At 53.7% G+C, this 14,456-nt stretch carries 13 protein-coding genes and 1 tRNA gene; 8 read left to right on the top strand and 6 right to left on the bottom strand.

Going from position 1 to position 14,456, the window contains the following annotated elements:
* Positions 1-5 precede the first annotated feature (5 nt).
* The 5 genes from AC6CHM_RS10340 to AC6CHM_RS10320 all read left to right on the top strand — a co-directional run bounded on the left by AC6CHM_RS10340 (position 6) and on the right by AC6CHM_RS10320 (position 5,048).
* Positions 6-740, top strand: coding sequence for a 16S rRNA (uracil(1498)-N(3))-methyltransferase (locus tag AC6CHM_RS10340; protein WP_498173301.1), 735 nt, complete (start codon positions 6-8; stop codon positions 738-740).
* A 104-nt stretch (positions 741-844) separates the two neighbouring features.
* Positions 845-2,218 carry a glutamate--cysteine ligase gene (locus AC6CHM_RS10335; protein WP_115055239.1) on the top strand — a complete coding sequence of 458 codons (1,374 nt, stop codon included), beginning with the start codon at positions 845-847 and terminating at the stop codon, positions 2,216-2,218.
* 17 nt (positions 2,219-2,235) lie between these two features.
* Positions 2,236-2,979: an SDR family oxidoreductase gene (locus AC6CHM_RS10330; protein WP_498173049.1), complete on the top strand. Its 744-nt coding sequence runs from the start codon at positions 2,236-2,238 to the stop codon at positions 2,977-2,979.
* A gap of 82 nt (positions 2,980-3,061) precedes the next feature.
* A complete protein-coding gene (locus AC6CHM_RS10325; protein WP_336440572.1) occupies positions 3,062-4,000 on the top strand; it encodes a phosphoribosylaminoimidazolesuccinocarboxamide synthase in 939 nt (312 codons plus the stop codon).
* Positions 4,001-4,076: 76 nt separating this feature from the next.
* Positions 4,077-5,048 carry a DUF937 domain-containing protein gene (locus AC6CHM_RS10320; protein WP_498173046.1) on the top strand — a complete coding sequence of 324 codons (972 nt, stop codon included), beginning with the start codon at positions 4,077-4,079 and terminating at the stop codon, positions 5,046-5,048.
* A gap of 123 nt (positions 5,049-5,171) precedes the next feature.
* Here AC6CHM_RS10320 and AC6CHM_RS10315 read toward each other — a convergent pair whose 3' ends face one another.
* Complete coding sequence (locus AC6CHM_RS10315; RefSeq protein WP_115055243.1) at positions 5,172-5,453, bottom strand: DUF1127 domain-containing protein; 282 nt, start codon at positions 5,451-5,453, stop codon at positions 5,172-5,174.
* A 200-nt stretch (positions 5,454-5,653) separates the two neighbouring features.
* Here AC6CHM_RS10315 and AC6CHM_RS10310 point away from each other — a divergent pair, with 200 nt between their 5' ends.
* Entirely contained in the window at positions 5,654-6,610 is a 957-nt protein-coding gene (locus AC6CHM_RS10310) for a LysR substrate-binding domain-containing protein (protein WP_115055244.1), read from the top strand.
* Here the strand turns inward: AC6CHM_RS10310 and AC6CHM_RS10305 are convergent, their stop codons facing one another.
* On the bottom strand, positions 6,611-7,201 hold the full coding sequence (locus AC6CHM_RS10305; RefSeq protein ID WP_115055245.1) for a DUF2585 domain-containing protein: 591 nt from the start codon (positions 7,199-7,201) through the stop codon (positions 6,611-6,613).
* Between the two features lie 117 nt (positions 7,202-7,318).
* On the opposite strand from AC6CHM_RS10305, the gene xseA reads away from it, so the two are divergent.
* The gene (xseA, locus tag AC6CHM_RS10300) at positions 7,319-8,902 is read left to right on the top strand and encodes an exodeoxyribonuclease VII large subunit (RefSeq protein WP_498173043.1); all 1,584 of its coding nucleotides are present in this window, start codon (positions 7,319-7,321) and stop codon (positions 8,900-8,902) included.
* A gap of 182 nt (positions 8,903-9,084) precedes the next feature.
* Here the strand turns inward: xseA and AC6CHM_RS10295 are convergent, their stop codons facing one another.
* The 3 genes from AC6CHM_RS10295 to AC6CHM_RS10285 form a co-directional block, all read right to left on the bottom strand.
* Entirely contained in the window at positions 9,085-10,179 is a 1,095-nt protein-coding gene (locus AC6CHM_RS10295; RefSeq protein WP_115055247.1) for an extracellular solute-binding protein, read from the bottom strand.
* A gap of 395 nt (positions 10,180-10,574) precedes the next feature.
* The gene (locus AC6CHM_RS10290; protein ID WP_307282899.1) at positions 10,575-11,981 is read right to left on the bottom strand and encodes a sensor histidine kinase; all 1,407 of its coding nucleotides are present in this window, start codon (positions 11,979-11,981) and stop codon (positions 10,575-10,577) included.
* Entirely contained in the window at positions 11,971-12,648 is a 678-nt protein-coding gene (locus AC6CHM_RS10285) for a response regulator transcription factor (protein WP_115055249.1), read from the bottom strand. The genes AC6CHM_RS10290 and AC6CHM_RS10285 overlap by 11 nt, the downstream gene beginning before the upstream one ends.
* 502 nt (positions 12,649-13,150) lie before the next feature.
* Between AC6CHM_RS10285 and AC6CHM_RS10280 the strand changes: the two genes are divergently transcribed.
* The gene (locus AC6CHM_RS10280; RefSeq protein WP_498173040.1) at positions 13,151-14,230 is read left to right on the top strand and encodes an AbrB family transcriptional regulator; all 1,080 of its coding nucleotides are present in this window, start codon (positions 13,151-13,153) and stop codon (positions 14,228-14,230) included.
* A 14-nt stretch (positions 14,231-14,244) separates the two neighbouring features.
* Here AC6CHM_RS10280 and AC6CHM_RS10275 read toward each other — a convergent pair.
* Positions 14,245-14,321 (bottom strand) — tRNA-His (locus AC6CHM_RS10275).
* Between the last annotated feature and the right edge of the window lie 135 nt (positions 14,322-14,456).

The raw sequence follows: 14,456 nt of genomic DNA, 5'->3' as shown, positions 1-14,456 counted from the left end.
CAATGATGCGCGCAAACTATAAGATGCAACGGCTTTTTGTTGCTGCGGACTTGAGAACGGGAAGCAAGGCTGATGCTGCACCGGAAGCGGTCAACTATCTAGTCAATGTTTTGCGGATGAAGGATGGCGATGAGATTCTTATCTTCAACGGCCGCGACGGGGAATGGCGGGCAGTCTTGCGGTTCGAGAGCAAGAAAAAGCTGTATTTTGAGCCCGTAGAATTGACCCGTGAACAGCCCGCAATCCCTGATTTGATCTACTGTTTCGCACCACTGAAGCAGGGGCGGCTCGATTATCTGGTGCAGAAGGCCGTTGAAATGGGTGCCGGCGTTCTGCAACCAGTGATAACCCAACACACGCAAGTGGCGCGTATCGGCATTGAGCGCATTGAAGCAAATGCAATTGAAGCAGCTGAACAATGTGGAGTTTTGGCGATACCTGCAGTGCGCGAACCTTTGAAACTGGAAAGATTGCTCGATGAATGGGACCCCGCGCGGCGGTTGATCTTCTGCGACGAGGGACACGACACACATAATCCCCTACCTCTGTTGGAATCATTGCCTAAAACGCCTCTTGGCGTGATCATTGGACCAGAGGGTGGCTTCTCCGATAAAGAGCGGCAGAGATTACGCAGCTTGCCTTTTGTAACGGCAATTCCGCTTGGTCAGCGCATCTTGCGGGCAGACACTGCGGCGGTAGCTGCACTCGCCCTGATTCAGGCGACAATCGGAGATTGGTGAGAAGCAATTTCTGTTGATCGATCTATCAATGAAATTTGCTTGCGCTCTCATGCAAAAAATGGCCAATCACGCCCAACAATATTTCAATAATGGAAACACCAGTCATGGCGCGGGACACGACAGACGAAACACGGATCGCCAATACAGAAGAATTGGCTGCGCATCTCGCGGAAGGATCAAAGCCGGAATCTGCCTGGCGGATCGGGACGGAACACGAGAAATTTCCCTTCTACACCGAGCATAACAGCCCGGTTCCCTATGACGGGCCACGCGGTATTCGCGCGATTTTGGAAGGCATGCAGTCTAAACTCGGCTGGGAACCGATCATTGACGAAGGTAATATTATCGGCCTGGTTGAGCCAACAGGACAAGGGGCAATTTCGCTTGAACCGGGCGGACAGTTCGAACTTTCCGGCGCACCGCTTCTTTCCATCCATCAGACTTGCCGCGAATCCAACGCTCACCTGGCTCAAGTCCGCGAGATTGCCGAACCCCTCGGCATTCGTTTTCTTGGTCTTGGCGGCAGCCCGAAATGGACGCTTGCCGAAACACCGCGCATGCCCAAATCCCGGTACAATATCATGTCCAATTATATGCCAAAGGTTGGCAAAGATGGACTGAACATGATGTACCGCACCTGTACTATCCAGGTAAATCTGGACTTCTCATCGGAAACCGACATGCGGCGCAAGATGCAGGTTTCGGTCAAACTGCAATCCATCGCTACCGCACTGTTCGCCATGTCGCCTTTCACGGAAGGCAAGCCAAATGGCCTGCTTTCGTGGCGTTCGGAGATATGGCGGGATACCGATAATAATCGCTCGGGCGTCCTGCCCTTCATCTTCAATGAAAATTTCGGCTTTGCCGACTATGTTGAATGGGCGCTGGATGTCCCGATGTATTTTGTCATGCGCCATGGACGATATCACGACTGTACCCATGTGACGTTCCGGCAATTCATGAATGGTGCACTTAAGGACTCGATACCGGAAAGCACGCCCAATATGGGTGATTGGGCCAATCATCTTTCAACGCTTTTTCCCGAGGTTCGGCTGAAACGCTTCCTCGAAATGCGCGGCGCAGATGGTGGACCATGGCGGCGTATCTGCGCCCTGCCCGCGTTCTGGGTAGGTTTGCTCTATGATGCCGAGGCTCTCAATGCAGCGGAAGCCATGACGCGTGACTGGAGCTACGAAGAAGTTCAGGCATTGCGCGATGAGGTTCCCGCCAAGGGCCTTCAGGCCAAATTACGCAATCGTTCCGTCCACGAAATAGCGCGCGACGTGCTGGCTATTTCGAAGCTTGGCCTTCGAAACAGAGCGATGCTCAATAGTGAAGGTTTCGACGAGACGCACTATCTCTCTTCGCTGGAAGAAGTCGTTGCGCGTGGTACAACATCAGCCGAACAGATGTTATCCCAGTACAACACAGTTTGGGGCAGTTCCGTCGAACCCGCATTTCTGGAATATGCCTACTGAGCAGAGGGAAAAGCCCGATGACAAAGACAATTCTGATCACAGGCGGGAGCCGCGGTATTGGTCGTTCAGCCGCAATTCTCGCTGGTCAAAAGGGCTGGTCCGTTGGCGTAAACTACACAAGCAACAAAGCTGCTGCTGACGAAGTGGTGGAGGCCGTCATCGCAGCTGGCGGCAAGGCATTAGCCATTCAGGGAGACGTAGCCGTTGAGGCTGATGTCATTTCAATGTTCGAGCAGACCAAGCAGCTCGGCAGACTTGATGGCGTTGTGGTCAATGCGGGTATTGTGGCTCCGGCTTCCAAACTCATGGATATGGACAGCGACCGCATGCGGCGTGTCTTCGACGTGAATGTATTTGGAGCCTATTTGTGTGCCCGCGAGGCTGTACGCTATCTCGCACCGTCGCGCGGCGGCAATGGTGGCTCCATAGTGCTTTTATCTTCGGCAGCGGCCCGCATCGGTGGCCCTTTCGAATATGTGGATTATGCCGGATCAAAAGGCGCAATGGACAGCCTGACACTTGGTCTTGCAAAAGAGGCTGGCTCTGAAAATATTCGCGTCAATGCAGTGCGTCCGGGATTGATCGAGACCGACCTTCACGCCAGTGGAGGGCAACCCGACCGTGCGCAACGGCTTGGAGCCACAGCCCCACTCGGCAGGGCTGGAACCGCAGAGGAAGTTGGGGAATCGATCGTCTGGCTACTAAGCGATGCATCATCCTATGTCACGGGCGCATTGCTCGACGTGACGGGTGGACGTTAAACGTTCATATCGACAATTAGGACTCCCGTTGCGCGCTATATGTGTTATGCGGAGCAATCTCATTCACGCGGATTGACGAACCATGGCAAAACACAAAGCGCTGTCCGAAGCCTTTATCCCCGAGCTTCCAAATTACTATAAAGGCAAAGTTCGCGAGAATTATGATCTTGCGGATGGCACGCGCATCATTATCGCTACGGATCGCATCAGTGCGTTTGACCGTATATTGGCCTCGATACCGCTCAAAGGGCAGGTTTTGACGCAAACGGCGCGTTTCCAGTTTGAGCAAACGCAGGATATTTGTCCCAACCACGTTATTGAATATCCCGACCCAAATGTTTTGCTCTGCCGCAAGCTTACTATCTTGCCGGTCGAAATCATTGTGCGTGGCTATCTCGCCGGAACAACGGGCACGTCAATCCTGACGCTATACAAGTCCGGCCGACGTGAAATGTACGGCTTCACCCTTCCGGACGGGATGCTGGACAATGAAAAGCTGCCGGAGCCAATCATCACACCAACTTCCAAAGCGTTTGATGGCGGTCACGACGAGCCTTTGACTGCTGAAGATATAATCGAGCAAAAGCTGCTGACCAAAGAACAATGGGAGACAATCTCATCCTACGCTTTGAAGCTCTTTGCACGCGGCCAGGAAATTGCGACAAGCCGGGGCCTGATCCTTGCCGACACCAAATATGAATTCGGTACGGATGAAGCAGGAAATATCGTTCTTGCCGATGAAATTCATACGCCCGATTCCAGCCGTTACTGGTTTGCCGATAGCTACGAAGCAGGCAAGCGCCCTGTCAGTTTTGACAAGGATTTCGTGCGAAATTGGGTCGTTGAGCGTTGCGATCCATACAAGGATGATATTCCGGAAATTCCTGAAGACGTCATTGATGCGACAACCAAGGTCTATATTCAGGCCTATGAGAAAATCACTGACCGTAAATTTGAAGCCGGTGATGCTGCAACAGATCCATTGCAACGCATCAGGGAAAATCTGAAGCGCTTTTTCTAGACTCACAAATCAGTTGATGTTCGCATTATTACGGCGGTAGTCTTCCTCAACACCAAGTGTGAGGGAGGACAGCGTTATGAATCTCGTGGACATGTTTCTAAAGGGTGATGGGGGGAAAAATATTGAAGCGCTTTCCCGGCAATTCAATCTTTCCCAACAGCAAACGCTTGCCGCTATCGAAGCGTTGATGCCCGCATTTTCGCAAGGGCTGCAGCGCAACACTGCCGATCCCATGGGCATGGGCGCTTTCGTGCAGGCACTTTCATCGGGTCAGCACGCCAATTATTTTGATGATCCTTCTGCGGCATTCAATTCGTCTGGTATAGCTGACGGCAATAATATTCTGGGCCATTTGTTTGGCTCCAAGGATTTGTCACGGGCTGTAGCTGACCATGCCGCTGCCACGACCGGCCTAGCGACTACCACGCTAAAGGAGATGCTTCCCGTTATCGCTTCCATGCTGATGGGCGGGCTCTATAAGAAGTCTACGGGCCAATTTGCCGCCTCCGGTCTTGGCGGCGGAAATGTAATCGGCGATCTGATCGAGCAGATGATGCGGCAAGGGGGCGGAGGCCAGACTGCCAGTAAGCAACAAAATGCACCCAGCGCCAATCCTTGGGGGCAGATTCTCGAAGGAATGCTCGGTGGCGCAACGCAGCAACCACAAGGGCAAGGTGGTACCACCGGTAATAACCCGCTCGGAAAGATCTTTGAGGAAATGATGCGTGGGGGAATTCCTGGCAGTGCAGCTCCAAAAACCCCACAGCAAAACCAACAGCAGCCGGGCGCAGGCCAAAATCCCTTTGGCGATAATCCTTTCGGCAAAATCTTTGAAGAAATGCTTGGTGGCGCGACGCAAAAGCGATCGGCTCCGCAGCCAGAACCCGCGCCAGAGCCGGAAACTGCGTCTGCGCCTCCTTCCGATAATCCTTTGAAAGATATTCTAGGCCAGATGTTCGATACGGGCCGTAAGACCAACGAGCAATATCAGAAGGGCATGGAATCCATTTTCGACCAATATATGCGGGGAATGGACCGCCACAAATAGGTCAGGCGCGATAAGAAAAAGCCCGGCCAAATTGCATATGCAAAATGGGCCGGGCAGGAGGCAGGCGGAGCGCCGGGAGGGGATTCCGGCGTGAATGGGCGCCTGCTAAACAGTCAAATCATACTATCTTGTTGCACTACGAACGCGTGAGCGCACGTCTGCAAGCGCTCCCAGCCTTTGGCTCGGATCATCCAGCAGCGATGTTCCAATGGCGGAATGGAGATCCGCACGCGTGACACCAATGTCATGCAGCATTGAATCGTTCCATTCGCCAAGACTCAAAATCGTTTTACGGTTCCGGCGGGCAACAATCATTCGGTTGACAAAGCTGACAGCCAGCGACGCAAGCGATGCGATCGTGCCGGTGAAACCAGTTACTTCAGTCATTCTCGTTGTTGTTGTCATCGCCCGTACTCCTTTGAACGGCAGCGATCAGAAGTTAAATCACGCGAAAACCATTTTCCGCGCAGCACGCTCAATGTCCGTTAGACACCAGCGTTTCCTGAACATCCTTAGAATGATACAGAAGGATTGATTATTCAAACGAATGTTTTTAATGTAAACGTTCAATAATAATGATGAGTCAACAGCCTTGGGAACCTGTCATGAGCGCACCGCTTGATCTCGACCAGTTGCAGACATTCACAGCCATAGCCGACTTGGGAAGCTTCACCAAGGCAGCCGATAAGGTCAACAAGACTCAATCGGCTGTATCGATGCAGATGAGGCGCTTGGAAGAACGTGTTTCGAAGGCGCTTTTCGAACGCGATGGCCGCACGAACCGTCTGACCGAGGATGGCGAGCGGCTTCTTGCATATGCACGGCGCATGCTGCAGCTAAACAATGAAACCATTGCAGCTTTTGATGATACGCAGTTGCAGGGTCATATCCGCATCGGCACTCCAGACGACTATGCAGATCGTTTTCTGCCCGAAATCATGGCGCGTTTCTCGCGCTCGAATCCGCGTGTTGAACTATCCGTTGTCTGTGAGCCAACGGTCAATCTTGATGAGATGATCCGCAAGGGCCAGTTGGATATTGCGCTGGTTACTCAATGCGACGAACAGCGCCGCTCTGAGGTCGTGCGTAGCGAACAGCTCCTATGGGTGACGTCCGCAAATCATAATGTGCATGAGGAGGTGGTTCTGCCGCTGGCAGTGGGTCGACCCACCTGCATATGGCGCGCAGCAGCTGTCGATGTGCTCGACTCGATGCATCACGACTATCGCATTCTCTTTACCAGCTGGTCTGCCACAGTTCTTGCCGCGGCTGTTCTCGCCGGGCTTGCCGTGTCAATTCTACCGGAATGTGCGTTGCGACCGGGTATGCGGGTTCTAACGGAGGCCGATGGATTTGGCCGTCTTCCAGAGTTTGGAATCGGCATCATGCGCGGTCACACAAAGCCTTCCGCCATTGTTGATGCGTTGGTGCAGCACATTGTTGAAAGTCTTGATAATCTGTCCATGCCAACGCCGGTCAGCATGACACAAGCGGCAGTTCCAGTGCCGGTCAATCAGCGCATGAGACAAGTCCGCTCGACCGAACTTGTCCCGGGTTGGTAATTATAATCCGCCCTGCCAGGCTTTGATTGCATCAAGCGGATAGAGCAACATGACAATATTAAGGGTGAGGTTGTCGCGGATAACCCACCCAGCCAGCAACTCAAATATGATTGCCAGAACGATTGTCAGCCAGATTGGCGCACGCGCGGCAAAGAAAAAGCCGAGCACCATAAACAGAATATCGCTGACGGAGTTCAGCACGCTGTCACCAACATAGCCAAGCGCAATGGTCGCTTCGCGATAGCGGCTTATGACCATCTCGGTATTTTCAAATATTTCCCAGGCTGCCTCTATGAAAATGGCTCCGAGAAGACGCTGCCCGACTGGCCTTTTGCGGGCTGCAAGCCAGAGAATCCCGTAAAACAAAAAGCCGTGAATGATATGGGAAAGCGTATACCAATCGGCGATATGCTGCGAATTGTCCGAAGAGTTTGTGTCACTCACCCATAATTTTACCGTCCCGCAAGTACAGATGGGGTTGCGGCCCATGAGCAGCAAAATCACCGCCGCAACAGCGATCATAAGCGCACCTAACAGCAAATAGTAACGCAAATTCGGGCTTTTTTTCTGTATATATGCAACTGCAGGCATATGGTGTTCCCTCTTTCCCCTATACATTCTCCCATAGGCGTTATTCGTCTGCCGCTGAGAATGCAATCAGAGATTATGGAAGGCTGATTTCCGCCATCGTCCCGATAGGAATGGAATATGACTGAAAAACTCGAAACCACATCCAATGTTGCCGAATATACCGTGTCTGAAATTTCGGGGGCGTTGAAGCGTACCGTCGAGGATACATTCGGCCATGTTCGGGTTCGGGGTGAGATTTCCGGTTATCGGGGACCGCATTCTTCGGGGCATGCCTATTTTTCCCTGAAGGATGACAAGGCGCGTATTGAAGCTGTTGTTTGGCGCGGCTCCATGAGCCGTATGCGCTTTCAGCCTGAAGAAGGCATGGAAGTGATCGCTACCGGCAAATTGACCACTTACCCCGGTTCTTCAAAATATCAGATTGTCATCGAACAAATGGAGCCAGCCGGTGCCGGGGCTCTGATGGCGCTTCTTGAAGAGCGGAAACGCAAGCTTGGTGCAGAAGGACTTTTCGACAGTTCCGCCAAGCAACTTTTGCCTTATATGCCACGGATTATCGGCGTCGTGACGTCACCTACAGGTGCAGTCATTCGCGATATTATTCACCGCATAACAGACCGCTTTCCGCTGCACGTTCTGGTCTGGCCGGTGCGCGTACAAGGTGAGACTTCCGGCAATGAGGTTGCCAATGCTGTCAATGGTTTCAATAGCTTAGCCAATAGCGCTATTTTCCCGCAGCCGGACGTCCTGATCGTGGCGCGCGGAGGAGGAAGCCTTGAAGACCTTTGGGGCTTCAATGATGAGGTGGTGGTGAGAGCCGTCGCTGCCTCGCATATACCTGTCATTTCCGCTGTTGGTCATGAGACCGATTGGACATTGATTGACCTGGCCGCCGATGTTCGCGCCCCGACACCCACTGGGGCCGCAGAGATGGCAGTGCCTGTAAAAGCCGACCTGGTTGCCCATCTTGCAACGCTTGGCGCAAGGCTTTCCTCAGGCATGTCGCGCTATCTCGACCAGCGGCGGCAGGCTCAAAGAGCCTTGGCGAGAGCCCTGCCCTCGGCAGACCAGTTACTGGCATTGCCAAGACGTCGTTTTGACGAAACCGCGGCGAGGCTGGGCCGTGCCTTGCAAGCCAATACGCAGAAAAAACGCGGTGAGTTTGATGGGGCTGCACGCCAATTGTCCCCGCGCCTTCTCGAACAGAAATTTCGTGAAAAGCGTCGTGAAATCAGTGCTTTATCCGCTCGCCTGCCGCGTGCCGTCGAGATTCTTGTGCGGGACAGGCGTGCCAATTTCGCGCGCCGCTCAGTCAGGCTTTCCATAGAACAGACGTCACGTCTGGCCGAGCGCGGCAGGCAACATTTGCAGCAGCTCGACCGACGCCAGATCCAAGCTGTAAAGCTTCTGCTTGACCGCGCCAAACGCCGCAGGGACGAACAATGGCGGCTGCTGAACGGCTTGTCTCACACGAGCATTTTGGAGCGTGGTTTTGCCATCGTTCTCGATCCTTCCGGAACGCCGATCAAGCGCGCCTCGGGTATCGCTGCTGGCGATGATTTGACGCTCCGGTTTCAGGATGGAGACATTCAGGCATTGGCAAAAGACGGCGATGCAAAGCCCGCACAGCCAAAAATCGAGAAGCCCGCAGCCATCAAGAAAACACCTGTTCCGGGCGGTTCGCAGGGATCACTTTTCTAGCTCTACTCGCGTCGCCACAACTATTTTACTCGCCATGATGGAAATTTTTCAGCAAAAATCAGCCATTCTTCGGCAAAAAGCTTCGAACTTTGTCTGAAATGTAGTTGTTTGGCGCAAAACCTGTCTGAGACAGGGCTTACAGTTAGCTAAAAGCAAACATTGATTTTCCAAAACCGTTTTATCTATTCCCGATTCCATGACGGGCTGTTCAGTTCAATCAGTGATTGCGACCAATCATCAATGAAACGCTGACGTTGCGCTCTGTCCTGCACCGCCAGCAAGGCAGGTCCAATGCGGATCGGCTGCGCAATACCCGACTCCTTCAAGTTTTGCGGGCCATCAACACCGGGCGGCAGGCTGCCGGTTTCGGTAAAGTAAAACGCATTGTTTTTTGCAACCGATTGCCCCTGCTGCGAGAGGAGATAATCCAGAAATCTTGCGGCAAGATCGGCACGTTTCGCGCCTTTCGGAATCAGGGCACCACGACTCAACACCAAAGTGTAATCACGAGGAACGACAACTTTTAATTGCGGATAGCGGCGTGCCGCCTCATAGGCATAGGAACCGAGCATATTATAGCCGATATAGAGATTGCCCTTGGCAACTTCCTCAAGAATTTCGCCCGTGCAGCAACGAGCCACGGCAGAGGCGCGCGCCATGCCTTCCAGCAACCGGCCAAACACGGCTGTTGTCTGACGGGCATCATTAAATGCCAACAAATATCCAATGCCGGACAGGCGGATATCATAGGTTCCGACACGTCCACGATAGGTATCGAGTTTCTCGCGCAGCAGATCTGCAAGCTCGACATGGGTGCGCGGCACGTCGCCCGGCGGCACCTTGACATTATTATATACAAAGACGGCCGGTTCGTAAGTGAACCCAAAAACCTCATCCCTCCAATTTGCCCAGTCGGCAACGCGAGCGGTTTCGGGTGAGGTATGGGCCGTTGCACAGCCATCATTGGCCAGTTTCACAAGTTGATCCACGGATGATGACAGCAGAAGATCGCCGAGCGGTTGCTGTTTGCGGCAGGCCTCGGCAGCACGCACGCTGAGTTCATTGGTCAGGTAATCGATAACGTCGACAGTTACGTCCGGCCAAATGGTTTGAAAGTCATCAATCAACGGCTTCATGACAACAAGGTCTGTGGCCGAATAAATGGTCAAGCGACCGGTTTCTGTCTGCAAGGCAGGAAAGCGGATTGTGTTATCTGCGGCAAAGGCGGGCGCCGCAATGAATGCTGCGGCTAGCGCAACACATAGGCGTTTGATCATCTTCCGGCTCCCAGCCAAGTTGCCAATATAGACATATACGAGGTTGCTGTTCTAAAGCGCAAGACAAGCTCAGGATGGTAAGGGCGTTATGCGTGGTTCGACGGGGCTCACCATGAGGAAAGTGGAGATTGGCAAGGAACTCGTACTGTTAGCGCGTAGTACAATCCCAATCTCGCTCATAAGTTTGGCGAGAACTTTAATTCCGCATTGAAGACGGTTTTTGCAGTCCTCAACCTTCCTCATGGTGAGCCCGTCGAACCACGCACAAAGTTGGAGCCAATGGCAGATTTGAAGGTGGCTGTATGATCCCATCACAGCTCCCCCGCAACCTGGTCCCCGCTGCGGCAACTTGCAGGCTCTTCAGGGCCTGTCTTTTTTATAAGCAATGGTGAGGACTAATCTGCGGTTTGCTCTTTCTGGTGGAGCGGCAGTGTTAAAACCACAACGAAACCGCGTTCATTGCGTGGACGGAAACTCAGGCTTCCGCCATGGGCCTTGGCAACTTCCTGTGCGATCGCGAAGCCGAGTCCGGAGCCGCCTTCGTGCGATTTCGAGGTCGAGAAACGCTGCATCGCCTTTTCCCACCCTTCCGGTGGGATGCCTGGCCCATCATCTTCGACCTCGACAAAGGCGTGCGTTTGGTCCGCATTGACCCGCACTTCCAGACGATTACGAGTGCCATGACGCAGCGCATTATCAATGACGTTGACAATCGCCTCGCGAAGGCTGACCGCATCGCCCAGGACAAAGGGGCGGTTCTCCGGCGCCTCGAAGGAAACGACAATATCCGGATCAACAGTAATGGGCACAGCCGCACGCCAAGCGCGCCGAGCCACATCAACGAGACTGATCGGTTCCAGTTGCACAGAATCGGCGCGATGAACAACCATGGCATGGCTGAGCAATTGATTGGTCAAGCGGGATAACTCGTCCGTGCGTTCCTTGACACGATCAAAATGCTGGCGGTCTGCTTTACTCATTTTCCCTGAACCAAGCAGATCAATCTGGGCATTAAGTGCGGTAAGCGGGGTGCGTATCTGATGAGCGGCATCGGCGATGAAGCGCTGCAGCAGGTCGACCCGCTCACCAAGACGACCCATGAAATGATTGATTGAACCGACAAATGGATCAAGTTCGCGCGGCACATCGACAGAAACTGGTGTCAAATCATGCGGATCGCGGCCGCGGACTTCCGTCCCCAAATGTTCGACAGGCTTGAGCGCATAACGAATGGCAAGCATGGCCCCGACAAATGCCAGAAGGCTCATGACGATCACCAATATAGTCGCGCGCAAAGTGAGTTCGCGGGTCAATGCCGATCGCGCTTCATTGGTCTGTGCGACGATGACATAGGCGCGGCCCGTAACGGCTGGATCAGCGAGAACGCGGGTGGCGCGGGTAATGCGAACATCCTCTCCCTTATAAGTGCCCTCTTCGACACGCATTGCATCATCATTGCTTTCCGGAGCGCGCGGACTCTCAAGGTCGTCATAGCCGGTAAGCGTTTCGCCATTGGTATCGATGACGCGGTAGAAAATCCGGTCACGATCGGCAAGACCGAGGAGCTCGAAAGCCGAGGCCGGAAGGCGAACACTGAGCTTTCCATCTTCAACTGCCAGGCTTTCCGCCATTTGCAGCGCAGCGCCCACAAGCAGACGGTCATAGGCCTTGTCCGCGGCGGTGTCGGCATAATACCAGGCGGCGCTGACCAGCAGAGCTGCCCCAACACCAAGAACCAGCGAAATGCGCCTTGCAAGGCGCGCGAACAGCGAAGGTTGGGTTGCGCGCATTTCAGGCAGCATCGCCGGACACCAATTGATAACCCAAGCCGCGAACAGTGACGATGCGGGCTTTGGCTCCATCAAGTTTTTTGCGCAAACGGCCAATATAGAGTTCGATAGCATTGGCATTGGCCGCCTCATCGAATCCGAAAATCTGGTCGAGCAATTCATCCTTGCTGAAAACGCGGCCCGGCCTGGCGACCAATACCTCCAGCAAAGTCAGCTCGCGCCGCTTCAACTGTATTTCACGCTTGCCCACATGGACAGAACGCGTGGCGCGATCCACGGCAATATCGCCGCATTTGATAAGGTTGGTCGCTTCCCCGCCACCATGGCGACGCATTAAAACGCGGGCACGGGCCTCCAATTCGCGGAAGTCGAATGGCTTGACCAGATAGTCGTCCGCGCCAAGATCAAGTGCGCTCACGCGGTCGTCAATTTCCGATCTGGCCGTGAGGATCAGCACGGGAACGGCATTTCCCGACTTGCGGATTGATTTGAGAATTTCAAAACCGTCCATGCCCGGCAGCATGACGTCAAGAATGATGAGCGCGTATTCGGTAAAATCAATTATTTCCGCCGCATTGCGCCCGTTGGTTTCCCAATCGACGGCATGGCCAGTCGCTTCAAAGCGCTTGACGATCGCTTCTCCCACATCGTGCGTGTCTTCTACCAGCAATATGCGCATGGTGTTTCATTGGCACGAAACAGGAAAGCCCGCAAACAGTATCGATTGCCGCCCGCGCAACTGCTCAACCCAGCCAGCATAGATGATTGCAACCCTGCATTCGTTGCAGCATGTGTGAATTCAGGCGATGGGTCAGACGCTTATTCGATTTTGAGCGCAGAAGCAGCAGCATTGAGCCAGCCAGTGCATCAAGGAAGATGGGCTTCCTTGACTGCGGCATCAGCCTTGCTCTCAAACTTGGAGGTAAGCTATGTGGCCAAAACCGCTTAGCATTACCCTCATCGTAAAAAGAACCCGGACGAGCTGGTCACTCACGATCCGGGTTCACTTTACGAAATGAGGAAAGGGGCAGACGAAAGTTCGCCCCACTCCAAGAACAAATATAGCATCTCATCGACCATTGCTAAAGTGTCAATTCGTCTAATGCGAAACTCTTCAGGGCTGGACGGCGGCACTCAGAGTATTATTCTGCAATTTCAAAACAGGCTAGGACTCACAGACAATGCGCATGAATTTGAGCAGCCGCTCGCCAGGGTTGCAATGGCTGGCTCTGCTTGCCCTATCCTTGCTCTTTTTTGTAATTTTTCAGGCCATGCGCCTCCCCGCAGCGCTGCTTCTTGGTCCCATGGCAGCGGCGATTGCGATTGCGGCGGCTGAAGGCGCCATTCGTGTTCCGGTACGTCCTTTCATCCTATCTCAAGGTGTAATCGGTTGTCTTATTGCCCATAGTATCGAACCCTCGACGCTGAAAGAAATGGTGCATGACTGGCCGATTTTCCTGATGGTCATTGCATCTGTAATTTTTGCCAGCAACACGCTCGGCTGGTTTCTCGCACGTTGGCAGGTACTGCCAGGTACGACGGCAGTCTGGGGTTCGTCGCCGGGTGCAGCCGCCGCGATGACCCTGATGGCCGAAGCCTATGGCGCGGATATCCGCCTCGTCGCCTTCATGCAATATCTGCGCGTTGTTTTTGTAGCAGTGGTCGCCTCGCTCGTTTCCCGCATCTGGATAACAGGTCCGGCCGCCGCAGCACCTGAATTCATCTGGTTCCCACCACTCGACTGGTTAGGCTTTGGCCAGACCTTGATTCTGATCATAGGAGGAAGTTGGCTCGCGGTCAGGTTGCGTATCCCGGCTGGACCAATGCTGGTGCCGATGATTCTCGGCATTATTCTTCACAATACCGGCCTGATGACCATCGTACTGCCGCCCTGGATGCTTGCAGCCAGCTATGCGCTGATCGGCTGGAACATCGGCTCACGCTTTACGCGGCCGATCCTCGTTCATGCAGCGCGCGCCCTGCCCCGCGTGGTTGCATCCATCCTTACACTCATCACCATATGCGGCGGCATTGCAGCCTTGCTGGTTTATTTCGCCGATATTGACCCGCTAACAGCCTATCTTGCCACCAGCCCGGGCGGTGCCGATTCCATCGCTATTATTGCCGCCTCAAGCGATGTGGATTTGCCATTCGTCATGGCCATGCAAACAGCGCGTTTTCTCATCGTGCTTGTAACGGGCCCAGCCATCGCCCGCTTCATAGCAAAGCGCACGGGGCTGACCGGCAGGAATGATCTTTGATAATGTGGGAAAAATGGTACGGACGGGTGGATTCGAACCACCGACCTCAGGAGCCACAATCCTGCGCTCTAACCAACTGAGCTACGACCGCACACCGTCAAGTTTTTGACTTGGCGTCACATACGGAGAATTGATGCTTTTTGCAAGCGCTTGATGCAACAAAAGGCAGGGACATTCCCAAAAAAACGCCAAGCTACCTCCAGAAAAGAAAAAAGGCCGGGGGGAG

The organism is Phyllobacterium sp. GQ127, from assembly GCF_059758635.1.
This window is presented reverse-complemented; position numbering and strand designations above follow the sequence as displayed.

Bases quoted from the DNA above. Each gene is read 5' to 3' on its own strand.
- AC6CHM_RS10340 (WP_498173301.1), top strand. From the start codon at position 6: ATGCGCGCAAACTATAAGATGCAACGGCTTTTTGTTGCTGCGGACTTG.
- AC6CHM_RS10335 (WP_115055239.1), top strand. From the start codon at position 845: ATGGCGCGGGACACGACAGACGAAACACGGATCGCCAATACAGAAGAA.
- AC6CHM_RS10330 (WP_498173049.1), top strand. From the start codon at position 2,236: ATGACAAAGACAATTCTGATCACAGGCGGGAGCCGCGGTATTGGTCGT.
- AC6CHM_RS10325 (WP_336440572.1), top strand. From the start codon at position 3,062: ATGGCAAAACACAAAGCGCTGTCCGAAGCCTTTATCCCCGAGCTTCCA.
- AC6CHM_RS10320 (WP_498173046.1), top strand. From the start codon at position 4,077: ATGAATCTCGTGGACATGTTTCTAAAGGGTGATGGGGGGAAAAATATT.
- AC6CHM_RS10315 (WP_115055243.1), bottom strand. From the start codon at position 5,453: ATGACAACAACAACGAGAATGACTGAAGTAACTGGTTTCACCGGCACG.
- AC6CHM_RS10310 (WP_115055244.1), top strand. From the start codon at position 5,654: ATGAGCGCACCGCTTGATCTCGACCAGTTGCAGACATTCACAGCCATA.
- AC6CHM_RS10305 (WP_115055245.1), bottom strand. From the start codon at position 7,201: ATGCCTGCAGTTGCATATATACAGAAAAAAAGCCCGAATTTGCGTTAC.
- xseA (WP_498173043.1), top strand. From the start codon at position 7,319: ATGACTGAAAAACTCGAAACCACATCCAATGTTGCCGAATATACCGTG.
- AC6CHM_RS10295 (WP_115055247.1), bottom strand. From the start codon at position 10,179: ATGATCAAACGCCTATGTGTTGCGCTAGCCGCAGCATTCATTGCGGCG.
- AC6CHM_RS10290 (WP_307282899.1), bottom strand. From the start codon at position 11,981: ATGCTGCCTGAAATGCGCGCAACCCAACCTTCGCTGTTCGCGCGCCTT.
- AC6CHM_RS10285 (WP_115055249.1), bottom strand. From the start codon at position 12,648: ATGCGCATATTGCTGGTAGAAGACACGCACGATGTGGGAGAAGCGATC.
- AC6CHM_RS10280 (WP_498173040.1), top strand. From the start codon at position 13,151: ATGCGCATGAATTTGAGCAGCCGCTCGCCAGGGTTGCAATGGCTGGCT.